General features: G+C 66.6%; 15 protein-coding genes. 6 read left to right on the forward strand and 9 right to left on the reverse strand.

What is annotated here, in order from left to right:
* Positions 1-14 precede the first annotated feature (14 nt).
* The gene (locus tag ASF14_RS18675) at positions 15-674 is read left to right on the forward strand and encodes a YggS family pyridoxal phosphate-dependent enzyme (protein WP_056438797.1); all 660 of its coding nucleotides are present in this window, start codon (positions 15-17) and stop codon (positions 672-674) included.
* Positions 671-1,339: an HAD family hydrolase gene (locus ASF14_RS18680; RefSeq protein ID WP_056438800.1), complete on the forward strand. Its 669-nt coding sequence runs from the start codon at positions 671-673 to the stop codon at positions 1,337-1,339. Before ASF14_RS18675 ends, ASF14_RS18680 begins: the two co-directional genes overlap by 4 nt.
* 123 nt (positions 1,340-1,462) lie before the next feature.
* Here the strand turns inward: ASF14_RS18680 and ASF14_RS18685 are convergent, their stop codons facing one another.
* From ASF14_RS18685 to ASF14_RS18710, 6 genes are all read right to left on the reverse strand, one after another.
* A complete protein-coding gene (locus tag ASF14_RS18685; protein ID WP_056438804.1) occupies positions 1,463-2,389 on the reverse strand; it encodes a ParB/RepB/Spo0J family partition protein in 927 nt (308 codons plus the stop codon).
* Positions 2,386-3,177, reverse strand: a complete 792-nt coding sequence (locus ASF14_RS18690) for a ParA family protein (RefSeq protein WP_056438807.1) — start codon at positions 3,175-3,177, stop codon at positions 2,386-2,388. Before ASF14_RS18690 ends, ASF14_RS18685 begins: the two co-directional genes overlap by 4 nt.
* Complete coding sequence (gene rsmG / locus ASF14_RS18695) at positions 3,174-3,788, reverse strand: 16S rRNA (guanine(527)-N(7))-methyltransferase RsmG (RefSeq protein ID WP_056438811.1); 615 nt, start codon at positions 3,786-3,788, stop codon at positions 3,174-3,176. The genes ASF14_RS18690 and rsmG overlap by 4 nt, the downstream gene beginning before the upstream one ends.
* Positions 3,785-5,620 carry a tRNA uridine-5-carboxymethylaminomethyl(34) synthesis enzyme MnmG gene (mnmG, locus tag ASF14_RS18700; RefSeq protein ID WP_056438813.1) on the reverse strand — a complete coding sequence of 612 codons (1,836 nt, stop codon included), beginning with the start codon at positions 5,618-5,620 and terminating at the stop codon, positions 3,785-3,787. The genes rsmG and mnmG overlap by 4 nt, the downstream gene beginning before the upstream one ends.
* Before the next feature lie 81 nt (positions 5,621-5,701).
* Positions 5,702-6,988: a tRNA uridine-5-carboxymethylaminomethyl(34) synthesis GTPase MnmE gene (mnmE, locus tag ASF14_RS18705; protein WP_056438816.1), complete on the reverse strand. Its 1,287-nt coding sequence runs from the start codon at positions 6,986-6,988 to the stop codon at positions 5,702-5,704.
* Between the two features lie 8 nt (positions 6,989-6,996).
* A complete protein-coding gene (locus tag ASF14_RS18710; protein WP_042486898.1) occupies positions 6,997-7,221 on the reverse strand; it encodes a DUF6489 family protein in 225 nt (74 codons plus the stop codon).
* A gap of 70 nt (positions 7,222-7,291) precedes the next feature.
* Between ASF14_RS18710 and ASF14_RS18715 the strand changes: the two genes are divergently transcribed.
* Entirely contained in the window at positions 7,292-7,993 is a 702-nt protein-coding gene (locus ASF14_RS18715; protein WP_056438819.1) for a dienelactone hydrolase family protein, read from the forward strand.
* Between the two features lie 107 nt (positions 7,994-8,100).
* Here ASF14_RS18715 and ASF14_RS18720 read toward each other — a convergent pair whose 3' ends face one another.
* On the reverse strand, positions 8,101-9,675 hold the full coding sequence (locus tag ASF14_RS18720; RefSeq protein ID WP_056438822.1) for a lysine--tRNA ligase: 1,575 nt from the start codon (positions 9,673-9,675) through the stop codon (positions 8,101-8,103).
* 332 nt (positions 9,676-10,007) lie between these two features.
* Between ASF14_RS18720 and ASF14_RS18725 the strand changes: the two genes are divergently transcribed.
* Together ASF14_RS18725 and ASF14_RS18730 are read left to right on the forward strand one after the other, a co-directional pair.
* The gene (locus tag ASF14_RS18725) at positions 10,008-12,743 is read left to right on the forward strand and encodes an ATP-dependent DNA helicase (RefSeq protein ID WP_056438824.1); all 2,736 of its coding nucleotides are present in this window, start codon (positions 10,008-10,010) and stop codon (positions 12,741-12,743) included.
* Positions 12,740-13,273 carry a SixA phosphatase family protein gene (locus ASF14_RS18730; RefSeq protein WP_056438826.1) on the forward strand — a complete coding sequence of 178 codons (534 nt, stop codon included), beginning with the start codon at positions 12,740-12,742 and terminating at the stop codon, positions 13,271-13,273. Before ASF14_RS18725 ends, ASF14_RS18730 begins: the two co-directional genes overlap by 4 nt.
* A 72-nt stretch (positions 13,274-13,345) precedes the next feature.
* On the opposite strand, the gene ASF14_RS18735 is transcribed toward ASF14_RS18730, so the two are convergent.
* Together ASF14_RS18735 and ASF14_RS18740 are read right to left on the reverse strand one after the other, a co-directional pair.
* Positions 13,346-13,873 (reverse strand): YceD family protein, encoded by a 528-nt coding sequence (locus ASF14_RS18735; RefSeq protein WP_056438828.1) that lies wholly within the window; start codon positions 13,871-13,873, stop codon positions 13,346-13,348.
* Positions 13,870-14,403 (reverse strand): ubiquinol-cytochrome C chaperone family protein, encoded by a 534-nt coding sequence (locus ASF14_RS18740; RefSeq protein WP_056438831.1) that lies wholly within the window; start codon positions 14,401-14,403, stop codon positions 13,870-13,872. The genes ASF14_RS18735 and ASF14_RS18740 overlap by 4 nt, the downstream gene beginning before the upstream one ends.
* 147 nt (positions 14,404-14,550) lie before the next feature.
* Between ASF14_RS18740 and ASF14_RS18745 the strand changes: the two genes are divergently transcribed.
* Positions 14,551-15,042 (forward strand): outer membrane protein assembly factor BamE, encoded by a 492-nt coding sequence (locus tag ASF14_RS18745; RefSeq protein ID WP_056439014.1) that lies wholly within the window; start codon positions 14,551-14,553, stop codon positions 15,040-15,042.
* Positions 15,043-15,326 lie beyond the last annotated feature (284 nt).

A 15,326-nucleotide genomic window follows, 5' to 3' on the forward strand; every position in this document is an offset into this window, starting at 1 on the left:
TTATAGCGCCGGGCATGACCGACGACAGCGTTTCCCGCCTTGCCACCGTCTCCGCCCAGCTTCAGCACGCCGCGAAGCTCGGACAGCACGCGACCCCGACCCTGATCGCGGTGTCGAAGACGCATGATGCCGACACGATCCGCCCGCTGCTGGAGGCCGGACACCGCGTCTTCGGCGAAAACCGGGTGCAGGAGGCCGCCGCCAAATGGCCCGACCTTCGCGCGGCCTATCCGGGCGTCGCGCTTCACCTGATCGGCCAGCTTCAATCGAACAAGGCGGCCGATGCGGTCGCGTTGTTCGATGTGATCCACACGGTCGACCGCCCCTCGCTGATCGCTGCGCTGGCCGAGGCGATGGACAAGAGCGGAAAGCGGCCCGACTGTTTCCTTCAGGTCAATATCGGCGAAGAGGACCAGAAGGGCGGCTGTGCCATCGCCGAGGCCCCTGCGATGCTGGAGGCGGCCCGCAGCGCTGGCCTTCCCATCATCGGCCTGATGGCGATCCCGCCGCATGGGGTGGACGCCGCCCCCTATTTCGCCTTGCTCGCCAAGATGGCGCACGAACTGGGGCTGGCGAAGCTCAGCATGGGCATGTCCGAGGATTATGAGGTCGCCGCGATGCTCGGTGCCAGCCATGTCCGCATCGGCAGCGCCTTGTTCGGAGCGCGCGCATGAGCCGCTTTGCCGCCCTTTTGTTCGATTTCGACGGTGTCCTGATCGACAGCGAATATGAAGGCAATCGCCACCTCGCCGAATGGCTGACCGCCAACGGCCACCCGCATTCTCCACAGGAAGCGATGCACCATTATATGGGGCTGGCGGGCAAGGACTTCATCGCGACGATCGAGGGGCGTATCGGCCACACCCTGCCTGAGAGTTTTTACGAAGCACGCCGGGCCGAGGATGTTCGCGCCATGGCCGAGGGCGTGGCGGCGATCGGCGGCGCGGTGGCGTTCGTGAAGTCGCTCCCCGCCGATTTTCCCAAGGCGATCGTCTCATCCAGCCCGACCGTCTGGATCGACCAGCATCTGCGCCATATCGGCCTGCGCGACCTCTTCGGCGAGCATATCTATAGCGGCCGCGAGCATGTCACACGCGGCAAGCCCGCCCCCGACCTCTATCTCCATGCGGCCGAGCAGCTGGGCGTCCGGATCGAGGATTGCGCGATCCTGGAGGACTCCCCCGTCGGTGCGACCGGCGCGGTGGCCAGCGGCGGCCATGTCATCGGCATGTGTATGGGCACGCATTGCGCCATCGGCCATGACCAGAGATTGCGCGACATCGGCGTCGCTGCGATCGCGCAGGATTATGAGGACGTCCGCCGCGAACTGGGGTTCTGAAGCCCCTCCTCATCCTTCCGTTCACCCTGAGCGGAAGTTGGGGAGTGGGTTCAGGCGGAACCCACTCCCTCAAAAATCAAAGGAAAATTGCGCCGGTCCTAAAAGGATGCTGGCGTATCCCTTTCAAATACCCTCACCTGTCAGGCGCTGGCATACCATGTCCAGCTGATCGAGCGTCGAATAGCTGAGGGTCAGCGTGCCCCCCTTCTCGCCATGCGCGATACGCACCGACAGGCCGAGCAGATCGGCAAGCTGTCCCTCCAGGGCGGCGATATCGGCATCCGCCGCGTCCTGCCCCGGCGGCAGCTTGGCGGCGCCCTTCTCGCCCTCGTCCGACCCCTTACGACCACCACCCTTGGCTTCGCGGGTCAGCTTCTCGGTCTCACGAACGCTCAGGCCGCGCGCGATGACCTGATCGGCCAGCGCCTCGACCTCGTTCGCGCCCAGCAGCGCACGGGCATGGCCCATCGACAGCGCGCCGCTGACCACCTGCCCCTGCACCGTATCGGGCAGTTCGAGCAGGCGCAGCAGATTGGCGACATGGCTGCGCGACTTGTGGACGATCTTGGCCAGCGCCTCCTGGGTATGACCGAACTCGCCCGCCAGCCGCTGATAGGCCTGCGCTTCTTCGATCGCGTTCAGGTCCTGCCGTTGGATATTCTCGATCAGCGCGACTTCGAGCGTCTGGGCATCGTCGAAGTCCCGGACGACGACCGGCACCTCGTGCAACCGCGCGCGCTGGGCCGCACGCCAACGGCGTTCGCCCGCGACGATCTGATAGTCCTTGCCGTGCGGGCGCACGACGATCGGCTGGATCAGCCCGCGCGCCGCGATCGAGGCGGCGAGTTCGTCGAGCGCCGCTTCCTCGAAATGGCGGCGCGGCTGATCGGGATGCGGCTGCAAAGAGCCAACGGGCAGCATCCGCACGCCCCCCTGCGTCGGCTGATCGCCCGGCCGGATCGGCGCTTCGCGCGCGATATCGCCGAGCAAGGCTCCCAGACCGCGGCCCAGACCGGGACGCGGACGCTTTGCCGTGGTCTCGCTGCTCATGCCGCCGCCGCTCCCGGCTGGTGGCCCAGTGGCAGGCGCGCGATCAGCTCGCGGGCCAACGCGATATAGGCCTGGCTGCCGACGCAGCGATGGTCATAGATCAACGCGGGCAGGCCATGGCTGGGCGCCTCCGACAGCCGGACGTTGCGCGGAATCACCGTATCGAACACTACACCCCCCAAAACGGCGCGCACATCGGCCGACACCTGGTCGGTCAGCCGGTTGCGCCGGTCATACATCGTCAAGGCCACGCCCAGGATCGCGAGCCCCGGATTGAATCGCGCGCGAATCCGTTCGACCGTGGTCAGCAGCTGCGACAGCCCCTCCAGCGCAAAGAACTCGCATTGCAGCGGCACGAACAGCGAATCGGACGCCACCATGGCGTTGATCGTCAACAGTCCCAGCGAGGGCGGGCAATCGACCAGCACGATATCCCAATTGCCCTGCGTCCGCCGCAGTGCATGGTCCAGCCGGTGCGTGCGATTTTCGAAATCGACCAGCTCCAGCTCGGCGCCTGACAGGTCGACCGTGGCAGGTACGACGTCCAGACGCGGCACCTGGCTATGCACCACCGCATCGTCGATCCGCGCCTCACCCAGCAGTACGTGATAGCTGGAGAACATCCGCTGGCTGTTGGGAATACCCAGCCCCGTCGAGGCATTACCCTGTGGATCGAGATCGATCAGCAGGACGTTCAGCCCCGTCGCCGCCAGCGCGGTGGCAAGATTGATGGCGCTGGTGGTCTTGCCCACCCCACCCTTCTGGTTCGCGATGGCAACGCAGATCATCGGGCCTCTACTCGGTCGAGGATCACGATCGACGATTCCGCCGAGGTGATACTATGTTCCACGTGAAACACGAAGCGCCATTGCCGCTTAAGGGTCTTGATTTCGCGCTCGTCCAGGCGGCCGCGCGGGAGCAGCCACCGCGTTTCCTGTTTGCCGCAGTGGGCGGCTGCGCGCAAAAGATTTTCGACTGTCGCCACCGCGCGAGCAGAAATAATGTCGGCCCGAAGCGGTACTGTTTGGATCTTCGAAGCATGGACCGTCACCCGGTCCCCCATGCCCAGCCCGTCGACGCATTCCTGTAGGAACTCCGCCCGCTTCTTGCGCGGCTCGACCAGTGCGACCCGCCCAGGCCAGGTGATAGCGACGATCATGCCGGGAAAGCCGCCGCCCGTACCGATATCGATCCACTGGCCATCAGCCCGATCGGCCAGAGGAATCAGCTGTGCCGAGTCGACCGCATGGCGACTCCAGATCGTGCCCATGGTCGAAGGTGAGATGAGGTTCTGCTGATCGTTCTCCACAACCACACGGTCGAGGAACCAGTCGATCCGCGCCGCCGCATCCTCCCCGAACCGCTGTACAGCCCAGTCGCGGGCCTGATCCTCGTTCATGCGGCGACCTTTCGAGCGTAGAGAAGCACTGCCGACAGGGCAGCAGGCGTGATGCCGCGAATACGCGATGCCGCCGCCAAGGAGGCAGGGCGCGCGAGGCTGAGCCGGTCGATCATCTCCTGCGACAGACCGGGGATGGCGGCATAGTCGAGCGCAGGCGACAACAGGATTTGCTCATCGGCACGAAGCCTCGCGACCTCTTCCGCCTGTCGTTCGACATAGGGCGCGTAACGCGCATCCTCCAGCGTCTCGGCCACCACCGCCGGGTCGCAACCCTCCGCTGCGTCGGGCGCAACATGCGCCAGTGTCACACCGTCGAAACGCAGCCATTCATAAGCCGTCCGACGCGCGCCATCCTGCGCGATCCCGGCACCGCTGCGCGACAGATCGGACGCGGTACGCGCCACGGACAACCGCTCGCGCAACGTTGCCTGCTGTTCCTGTCGCTGCCGCCGATGGGCCAGCCGCTCTTTGGAGAGACACCCGGCCGCTTCGGCGATGCCGCCCAGCCGCGTCTCGGCATTGTCCGCCCGCAACGAAAGGCGGTACTCGGCGCGCGCGGTCAGCATGCGATAGGGCTCGGTCACGCCCTGCAACACCAGATCGTCGATCATCACGCCAAGATAGCTCGATGCCCGGTCGAGGATGACAGGTGACAGATCACAGGCGTGTGCCGCGGCGTTCAGCCCGGCGATCAGCCCCTGCCCCGCCGCTTCCTCATAGCCGGTCGTGCCGTTGATCTGACCGGCGCAAAATACCCCCGCCAAAGCACCGAGTGCCAGTCGCGAATCGAGGGCACGCGGGTCGATATGGTCATACTCCACCGCATAACCTGGCAGCGTGATCACCGCCCTTTCCAGCCCCGGCATGGAGGCGATCATCGCTTCCTGCACATCGGTCGGTAGCGAGGTCGACAGGCCGTTCGGATAGACCAAAGGATCGTCCAGCCCCTCCGGCTCCAGAAAGATCTGGTGGCTGTCGCGGTCGGCGAAGCGTTTGATCTTGTCCTCGATCGACGGGCAATAGCGCGGACCGTTCGCCTCGATCGCGCCCGTGAACAGTGGCGAGCGGTGGAAGGCCGCCGCGATGATCGCATGAGTCTGCTCGGTCGTCCGCGTGATCGCGCAGGCGATCTGGGGCAGCGGCCGGGCCGCCGTCATTGGCGACATGGTCCAGGGATCGGTATCTGAAGGCTGCTCGTCCAGCTTGGCCCAGTCGATAGTGCGGCCATCGAGACGCGGTGGGGTGCCGGTCTTCATCCGTGCCATCGGCAAGCCCAGCGCGCGCAACTGCTCGGCCATGCGAGTGGCAGCGCGTTCACCGATGCGACCGCCCAGATGCCGCTCCTCGCCCCGGAACAGTCGTCCGCCCAGGAAGGTCCCGGTCGCCAGCACCACCGCACGAGTAGACAGGATCGTGCCGTCGGCCAGCTGCACACCCGCGACCCGATCGCCGTCGAGAACAAGGGCCTCGGCTTCACCCTCGACGATGGTCAAATTGGGTTGCGCCACGAGCATCGCCTGGATCGCCCCGGCATAACGCCGCCGGTCCGCCTGCACCCGTGGCCCCTGGACGGCGGTGCCCTTGCTGCGGTTGAGCATGCGGTAATGGATCGCGCCCATATCCGCCGCGCGACCGATCAGCCCATCAAAGGCATCGACCTCGCGCACGATATGGCCCTTCCCCAATCCGCCGATAGCGGGATTGCAGGACATGGCGCCCAGGCCATGACGATCGAAGGACAAAAGGGCCGTCCGCGCACCCCGGCGCGCAGCCGCCGCAGCGGCCTCGGTTCCCGCGTGACCACCACCGATCACTACGACATCAAACATGCCCCCGCCCTACCGGAAGGACCGGGCAGCGTCAAAGCGATCCCCACCAACATTCTATGCTTAACGTTCCACGTGGAACAATCACTTGCCGAGGCAGAAGCGCCCGAACAGGGCATCGAGCATCGTCTCGGTCGCACTGACGCCCAGCACTTCCGCCAGCGCCTGTCGCGCGACCCGCAGTTCCTCCGCCATCAGCAGGATATCGTCAGTCGGTGCCGCAATCAGCGCATTGGCGGCGCGGCGGCATTGGTCCTGCTGATGCCGCTTGAATCCGATCGCATCTTCGCGCGGCAGCAGTCCGGTGGCGGTGTCCGCAATTGCGTCCCAGACGCTGGCCACACTGCTCCCCTCATCACGCCGTACGGCCAGCCGCCGCCCCTCAGGCAGTTCTTCCCTCCCCGGCAGATCGGCGCGTGAATGGAGCCAGATCGCATCGCCGCGCGGCGGTGGCGTGTCGGCCATCCACAACAGGATATCCGCCTGAAGGATCGCCTCTTGCGCACGGGTCACGCCGATCGCCTCGATCACGTCATCGGTATCCTCGGCCAGTCCGGCAGTATCGGTCAGCACATAGGCGACCCCGGCGCGCACCACGCTCGCCTCGATCCGGTCACGGGTCGTGCCGGCGATCGGCGAGACGATCGCCGCCTCGCGTTCGACGAGCAGGTTGAGCAAGGTCGACTTGCCGCTATTGGGCGGCCCGGCCAGCACCACGCGGATACCGTCGTGAAGCCGGTCGACCGGCGGCCGCTCGACCACCTCCAGCATGGCGATGGCCAGATCGTGCATCTCGCTTTTGATCCGCGCCACCGCCGCCTGATCGAGCGGCACGTCATCCTCTTCGGCGAAATCGAGCATCGCCTCGATCATCGCCGACAGCATGGCCAGCCGATCCATCCAGCCACGCACCGCCTGGCTCACCCGCCCCTCGACCGCACCGATCGCGGCGCGGCGCTGGCGTTCGGTCTGTGCTTCCAGCAGATCGGCCAGCCCTTCCGCCTCGGCCAGGTCGATCCGGCCATTCAGCAAAGCGCGACGGGTAAACTCCCCCGGCTCGGCACGGCGAACGCCCGGCTGTTCGGCCAAGGCCCGCTCTACCGCCGCGACCACGGCACGACCGCCATGGCAATGCAGTTCGACCAGATCCTCGCCGGTCGCCGTCGCTGGGCCGAGGAAGCACAGCAGCAGCGCCGAATCCAGCACCGCTCCCGCCCCATCCTTTAACGTTCGCAGGCTCACGCGACGGGCCTCGGGCAACCGTCCGCCCAGCCGCTCGGCGGCTGCGAAGGCGGCCGGGCCGCTCACGCGGATCACCGCGATGGCGGCGGGCGGCTGTCCGCTGGAGACGGCGAAGATCGTGTCGGTCATGCTCAGGGTCAGCCCTTCTGCCCCTCGAACATCCGGCGCCACATGGTCATGCTCGCCTCGCCCATCGGTGCCCAATTGCGCATCATCGCCTCGATCATCTCGGGCTTCACGCCGGACTGCATCGTGTCGAGCATCATCTGGACATAGCGTTCGTGGATCGGCGTCAGGTCGGGCAGGCCCATGGCGCGGCGCGCCTCTTCGGGCGTGCAGTCGATTTCCACATTCACTTTCATGCGCCATCCTCCATCACGCGACCAAGAATGGCATAAGGCGTTATCGTCGCGACGACCACAGGAGACCCGCATGACTGCCACCAAGACCATCGCCGCCACCCACGGCGAAGGCCAGTTCAACGCCTATTATGCCGAGCCGGAAGGTCAGCCGACCGCCGCGATCATCGTCATCCAGGAAATCTTCGGCGTGAATGCGGGCATCCGCCGCAAATGCGACACGCTGGCCGAGGCGGGCTATCTGGCCGTCGCCCCCGATCTTTTCCACAAGATCGCCCCCGGCATCGAACTGGACCCCGACGTCCCCAACGAGATGCAACAGGCACTCGACCTGATGGGCCAGTTCGACCAGGACGGCGGCATTCGCGATATCGAGGCGACGATCAAGGCGATCCGCGACGAGCATGGCGCGGACTTCAAGGTCGGCGTCGTCGGCTATTGCCTGGGCGGGCGACTGGCCTTCATGACCGCCACGCGCACCGATGTGGATGCCAGTGTCGGCTATTATGGCGTCGGCATCGACGGCCTGCTGGGCGAGAAGCACGCCATTGCCAAGCCGGTCCTGCTCCACATTCCGCAGGAGGATCACTTCGTCGACAAGGACGCGCAAGCGCGGATGCATGAGGGGCTGGACGATCACCCCAAGGTCACGCTGTATGATTATGCCGGTGAGGATCACGGCTTCGCGACCGAGTTTGGTCAGCGTCGGTCGGATGAGTCCGCCAAGCTGGCGGACGAACGCACCATGGCGTTCTTCGCGGAGCATCTCCGCTAAATAGGAACCACCCTCACCCTTCCCACCCGCGCTGCGGGTGGGCCCCTTCCCTCTCCCATTGGGAGAGGGAGGGAGGCGCGAAGCGCCGGAAGGGTGAGGGTGTATCTTTACGCCGCCTTGGCCAGCGCCTCGGCGATCAGTTTGCGGCTGTTGTCCACACCGTAAAGCGCGATGAAGCTGCCCATGCGCGGTCCTTGCGCCGATCCCAGCAGCGTCTCGTACAGTGCCTTGAACCAGTCGCGCAGCGACGGGAAGGCGTCGGTCTTGCCGATCTCATAGACGATGTTCTGGATGTCCTCGGCGGTCGCCCCCTCGGGCAATGCGGCCAACTGCGCATCCAGCTGGCGCAGCGCCTCCGCCTCATGCGGCTCGGGCGCGCGGCGCTGGAGCGTGGGCGCGACGAAATCGCGGGCATAGGCCAGCGCATGGTCGATCAGCCGGTCGAGCTCGGGATATTTCTCCGCCGACGCTTCCGGAACGTAATTGGCGAGATAGCCCCAGACCTGTTCCTTGGTGGCCTCACCCATCACGCCGACAAGGTTGAGCAGCAGCCCGAACGTCACCGGCAGCTCACCCTCGGGCAGCTTGCCGTCATGGATATGGTGAACCGGATTGCCCAGCTGCTCCTTAAGCGACTGGTTGGGATAGTTGACCCGGAACTGCCAATATTCGTCCACAGCCCGCGGGATGACGCCCATGTGCAGCTGCTTGGCCTTTTTAGGCTCGCGATAGGCGAAGAAGGCCAGGCTCTCTTCCGGCCCATAGGTCAGCCACTGGTCGAGGCTGAGGCCGTTGCCCTTGGACTTGGAAATCTTCTCGCCATGCTCGTCGAGGAACATCTCATAGTTGAAGCCCTCCGGCGGACGGCCGCCGAGGACGCGCGCGATCTTGGACGACTGGGTGACCGAGTCGATCAGGTCCTTGCCCGCCATCTCGTAATCCACGCCCAGCGCGACCCAGCGCATCGCCCAGTCGACCTTCCATTGCAGCTTGGACAGGCCGCCCAGCGCCGACTGGACGATCCGCTCGCCCTCTTCCTCGAAGGCGATCAGGCCTGCCTCGGCGTCGATCACCTCGACCGGCACCTGCAACACGATGCCCGACTTGGGGCTGATCGGCAGGACCGGCGAATAGGTGGCGCGGCGCTCGGCACGCAGCGTCGGGAGCATCACGTCCTGGATGCCCTGGAAATGCTTGAGCACCAGCCGCAGCGCATCGTCGAACCGGCCGGACGTGTAGTACTCCGTCGACGAGGCGAATTCGTAATCGAAGCCATAGCGGTCGAGAAACTGGCGCAGCAGCGCGTTGTTGTGCGCAGCGAAGCTGTCGAACTTCTCGAACGGATCGGGCACCTGGGTCAGCGGCTTGCCGAGATGCTCGCGCAGCATTTCTTGGTTCGGCACATTGTCCGGCACCTTGCGCAGGCCGTCCATATCGTCCGAAAAGGCAATCAGCCGAGTCTTTTGATCCGAAAGCGCGTGGAAGGCATTACGGACCATAGTGGTGCGCAGTACTTCGTTGAACGTGCCGATATGCGGCAGACCCGAGGGGCCATAGCCGGTTTCGAACAGGATCGGCGCACCGCCCGGCTTGCCGTCGGGATAGCGTTTGAGGAGCTTGCGAGCCTCCTCATAGGGCCAGGCCTTGGACTCGAGAGCGGTGGAGCGGAGTTCGTCTGTCATGCTTTTGCCTCTGGCAAGCCGGGGCGTGATGCACAATGTATTTTGCGATTTCCACGGACTGCTCGCCGCTCATGCACAGAGTTATCCACAGGGTGAGTTTGTTCCACGTGGAACAGAGAGGGTGGTATTGCTTGGCCTTCCCTCCCCCATTCCCTCCCGCCTGCGGGAGGGGAGTGCCTAGTTGAAAAGACAAGCGCGCCTCACCCGGTAAGCCCCTCCCGCAGGCGGGAGGGGTTTGGGGAGGGCATCGCCGAGAGCTATTTGCTCAATGGGCCGCTTCAAATTCCCCGAACCCCGTTGCCAACCTGTTCCCACTCCCCCACATCGAAAACGTGACTTCACTCCCCCACCCCGCCCTTCATGCCAGCCATAGCGGTGTGTGGATCTCCACCGGGGGACAGACCCGCGCCGTCTCACGCGGCGAGGCGATCGGGCTGGCGTCCGAAACGCCGGTGATCCTGCTCAACGCGCCGTTGATCGGCCAGCGACTGGGCTATGCCGAACTGTCCGGGCTCGACATCCTCGAACTCTTCGCCTTTCTGCGCCCCGCGCAATTCGCGGTTCCGACGCCGCACGGTCTCGCCCGCGCCTGTGGATTGGAGCCACCGGAAAGCGATGCGGACGTGGCCGCCTTTCTGCTTCAGGCGACCGAAAAGCTGCTCGCCATGCCGGACGGAGCCTGGCCCGAGCGCGAGGGTGCGTGGACCGCTGCACAGAGCCTTGCCCGGCTCCGCTGGCCCTGGGCGCCGCTGATCGGCCCGCGCCTCACCCGGCCGGAGCGCAACGAGCGCTGGCTGTTCAGCGCGCTGCCCGAATGGGAGGAGGACGCCCCCCGCCCCGCCCCGCGCACCATCGACCTGCCGCCGCAGGATTCGGAGGAGCGGCTGCGACGCCTGACCGGCGACGGGGCCGAGGAGCGCCCCGGCCAGCGCGCCTATGCGGCCGCCGTCACCGCCGCCTTCGCACCGCGCGCCGTTCGCGACACGCCCAATATGGTGCTGGCCGAGGCGGGGACCGGTATTGGCAAGACGCTCGGCTATCTCGCCCCCGCCAGCCTCTGGGCCGAGCGGGCGGGCGGCGCGGTGTGGATTTCGACCTATACCAAGGCGCTGCAACGCCAGTTGAGCGGCGAGACCGCGCGCATCTTCCCGGATGCCGTGCTGCGCAAGGAACGCGTCGTCACCCGCAAGGGCCGCGAGAACTACCTGTGCCTGCTCAATCTGGAGGATGCGCTGCAAGGCGGGTTTGCCGGACGCGCGGCGGTGCTGGCGCAGCTGGTCGCGCGCTGGGCGGCCTATAGCGCCGATGGCGACATGGTCGGGGGCGACCTGCCCGGCTGGCTGACCACCTTGTTCCGTCGCAACGGCTCGGCCGCGCTGACCGACCGGCGCGGCGAGTGCGTCTATGCGGGCTGCCCGCATTACCGGAAATGCTTCATTGAGCATGCGGCGCGCGCCTCGGTGCAGGCGGACATCGTCATCGCCAATCACGCACTGGTCATGGTCAACGCCGCACGTGGTCGCGAAACGCAGACGCGGCCAACGCGCTACGTCTTCGACGAGGGTCATCACCTGTTCGACGCGGCGGACTCGATGTTCGCCACCGCGCTGACCGGGTCCGAGACGATCGAGCTACGCCGCTGGATACTTGGCCCCGAAGCCGGATCGCGGGGGCGTCGCCGGGGCCTCGCCGCGCGACTGTCCGATGTCGCCAGCTATGACGAGGGCGGCAACCGCGCGATCGGCGATGCGGTGCAGGCGGCGCACGCGCTGGCGAGCGAAGGCTGGCTGGGACGACTGGCGGAGGGCCAGCCCTTCGGCCCGATCGAGACGTTGCTCGCGGCGGTACGTGGGCTTGCCTTTGCCCGCGCCGAGCAACCGGGCGATGCGGGTTATGGCCTGGAGACCGAACTGGCCGATCCCTCGCCCGCGCTGATCGAGGCCGCCGGGCCCGCCGCCCATGCGCTCGACGCCCTGCTGCGGCCACTCGTGACCTTGGGCCAGCGGCTGGAGGCGGTGTTGCAGGAAGCCCCCGACTGGCTCGACGGGCAAGCGCGCGCCCGGGTGGAAGGCGCCATCGCCTCGATCGCATGGCGCGCGGAAACGGTCGCCGCCTGGCTGTCGTTGCTCGCGCGGATCGGCGGGCCGGTCGATCCCGATTTCGTCGACTGGCTGGCGGTCGATCGGGTCGAGGGGCGTGAATATGATATCGGCCTGCATCGCCACTGGCTCGACCCCACCCGCCCCTTTGCCGAGATCGTGCTGAAGCCTGCGCATGGCGCACTCGTCACCTCGGCGACCTTGCGGGCCGGGGGAAATTGGGACGTGGCGGAGGCCAGGACAGGCGCGCCGCACCTGGCGCGTGGCCCCGCCCATTTCGTCGCGGAGAGCCCGTTCGATTATCCGAACCGTGCCGAAGTGCTGATCGTCACCGATGTGAAGCGTGGTGATATTCCACAACTCGCCAATGCCTATTCCCGGCTGATCGCGGCCGCCAAGGGCGGGACGCTGGGGCTGTTCACCGCGATCCGGCGGTTGCGCGGTGTGCATGGCCGGATCGCCGACCGGCTGGCGCGCGACGGGCTGGCGCTGCACGCGCAGCATGTCGATCCGATCGACACCGGCACGCTTGTGGATATCTTTCGCGACGATCCATCGGCGTCGCTGCTCGGCACCGATGCGTTGCGCGACGGGGTGGACGTGCCCGGCTCGTCCCTCCGGCTGGTGGTGATGGAGGGCGTGCCCTGGCCCAAGCCCACCGTGCTGCACGCCGCGCGCAAGCTGGCGGGCGGCGGCAGCGCCTATGACGACCGGATCGTCCGCGCGCGGCTGGCGCAGGCGTTCGGACGACTGATCCGGCGCGCCGATGATCGCGGGGCGTTCGTGCTGCTGTCCGCCGCCATGCCGTCGCGGCTGCTCGACGCCTTTCCACCGGGTGTCGCGATTTCCCGCGTGACCCTCGACGAAGCGGTCGCGCGGGTCGCGGGGCGGCTTTCCTCCGACGCGCCGATAGGGCATGGGGATAGCCAAATCCTGCCAGCCGCCGCGACGGAGTTTCCGGATCGATGAAGACGCTGACGCTCCTTCGCCATGCCAAGTCGAGCTGGGACGATCCCGTCGCCCGCGATTTCGATCGTCCGCTCAATGCCAAGGGACGGCGCGCGGCGGCGATGATCGGGCGGCATCTGAAGGCCGAAGGGTTCGCGTTCGACCATGTCCTCGCCTCCCCCGCCGTGCGGGTGATCGAAACGCTGGACGAGGTGTGGAGCGGTTATGGCGAAAAGCTGGAGCCGGTCTGGAACAAGGCGATGTACCTGGCCTCCGCCCCCAGCCTGCTCGATCTGGTCCAGGCGATGCCCGACGCAGCGGACCATGTGTTGATGGTCGGGCATAATCCGGGGCTGGAGGATCTGGTCCTCGACCTGACGCTCGACGGTGAATTGCGCGAGCGGGTGGAGGACAAATACCCGACCGCGACGGTAGCGCAGATGACCTTGCCGGTCGATCGCTGGGCCGAGGTCCGGGCGCATAGTGCGACGCTGGTGGCGTTCATCCGGCCACGCGATCTGGACCCGACGCTGGGGCCGGATACGCCGTAGCCCGCCTTCCCCTCCACCACCGGGCCGACGCCCGGCGGTCCCCCTCCCCAAGCGAGCTTGGGGAGGAATTGGTTACCCCTTCCCTTCCAGTTTCGCCTTCAGTCCAGCCAGCGCGCCGAATGGCCCGGCTTCGTCCTCGCTGATCACGCCCGCTTCCTTGAGAGTTGCCGCCGCGTTCGGGCTGCGCGGGAAGGGATCGAGCGACAGGGCCATGGTTTCGGCCGCCGCCTCGCCCAGGTCGATCGTGCCGCCCTCGATCTCGATCGTGTCGAGCGAATCCTCGGACAGTTCGATTTCCTCGTCGGCACCGTGCCCGGTGGGCTCGACGAAACGCAGCGCCACCGGCTCGTCGACCTTGGCCGGGACCGGGTCGCCCGTCACCGAACAGGGCTGAACCACCGACCCGCGCACCGTGCCGGTGACCAGGATGCCCGCCGCATCGCGCCGCACGACCAGATCGGCCGACAGTGCTTCGACCGCGAGCAGCCCGAACCGCCCGGCCAGCGCCCGGCGTTCGTCCGCAGTCGTGTCGATCGAGACGGGCTTTTCGCGCTCACCGATCGTGTCGATCTTTTCGGGGCGGCTCCATTCGGGGGTCACGGCAGGTCTCCAAGGGTCAATCGGGCGAGCGAAACGGCCGCCAATTGCTCATGTAGGGTGCGAAGCGCGTCACGAACATGGGCAACGGCATCCGTATCCGCAGGCGCCGCGCCGCGATACAGGTTGCGGACCAAGGCGGCGTCCATCACCGCCTTATCCCCGGCCAGCCCCTCGCGATAGGCGGTCAGGCGCCCTCCCAGCATCGCCATCATCTTGCCGATATGCTTGCCGACCACGATGTCGCCGATGCCGAGTTCGCGAAGCTGTCCGTCCATGTCGGTGACGAAGCGCTCGGTCAGCCGCGCGGCGGGCGCTACGCCCTCGGGCTCGGCCTCCAGCCGGATCAGCACCACCGACAGGACCGCCGCGATCATGTCGAACCGGCCATCGACCGTATCGGGCACCGCCCCGTCCAGATACCAATGTTCGGCCCGCGCGCGCAGCACGACGGCGTTGTACAGCGGCAGCGCCGCATCCGCGTCACGCCCGAAATAGCGGGCGATCCCCTGCTTGAGCCAGCCCCAGGCCATGTGCCCCTCCCCTTGCTGCCGCACGACCGGTTGCGCGCGAATTGCTTGTATGCGCCTTTCCCTTGGCATATCGAGGGGGTGACGGTCGAGCGGATCGACCGCCTGTATAGCTGCCTGTGCGGCCGATCGTCCGGCCCGGAGATAATGATGAGCGTTTCTTCCACCCGCGCCCTCGGGCTGGGCCTGATCATGGCCCTGGCGGCGTCGGCCTGTACGCCGCTGCGGTCGCATCAGGGTTATGTGGTCGATGTCGATCTCGTCAACTCGATCCAGCCGGGCGTCGACAACCGCCAGTCGGTGCTCCAGACACTGGGCACGCCGACCATCTCCAGCCAGTTCGGCGGTGGCGATTGGTATTATGTCGCCCGCGACAGCCGCAACCTGGGCTATACCCTGCCCAAGCCCGTCTCGCAGATCACGTTGCAGATCAGCTTCGACCAGGCGGGCAACGTCGCGACGATCCGCCGCGCCGGCGTCGATCAGGTCGCCGACATCTCGCCCTATGGCAAGACCACCCCGACCCTGGGTCGCCAGCGCGGCTTCTTCCAGGATCTATTCGGCAATATCGGCGCGGTCGGTGCGCCGGGCGCCGGTGGCGGCCAGGGCGGCGGCATGGGTGGCGGGCGTACCCGGCCGTAAGGGGCCTGGGGCACCTTTCCTCAATTCCCAACATCCGTTCAGCCTGAGCGAAGTCGAAGGCCACGGGAATCCTTTGGCCAGCGATGGGGCGTGCACTTCGACTTCGCTCAGTGCGAACGGACGTTGGTGTGGCTGGGTTTGGGAGTTGCTCTGATGCTCTCTTCACCCCCGTTTGGCCGCGTCGCGTGTTAAGCAACGACGCGGCCGTGCCGTGCTTGGACCGGCACGATCCCGAAAGGGGGTGGGATCGGGCCTGCTAACGCCCCAAAACGAAAATGGGTTCG

This window comes from Sphingomonas sp. Leaf257 (assembly GCF_001422185.1).
Taxonomy (GTDB): Bacteria; Pseudomonadota; Alphaproteobacteria; order Sphingomonadales; family Sphingomonadaceae; genus Sphingomonas; species Sphingomonas yabuuchiae.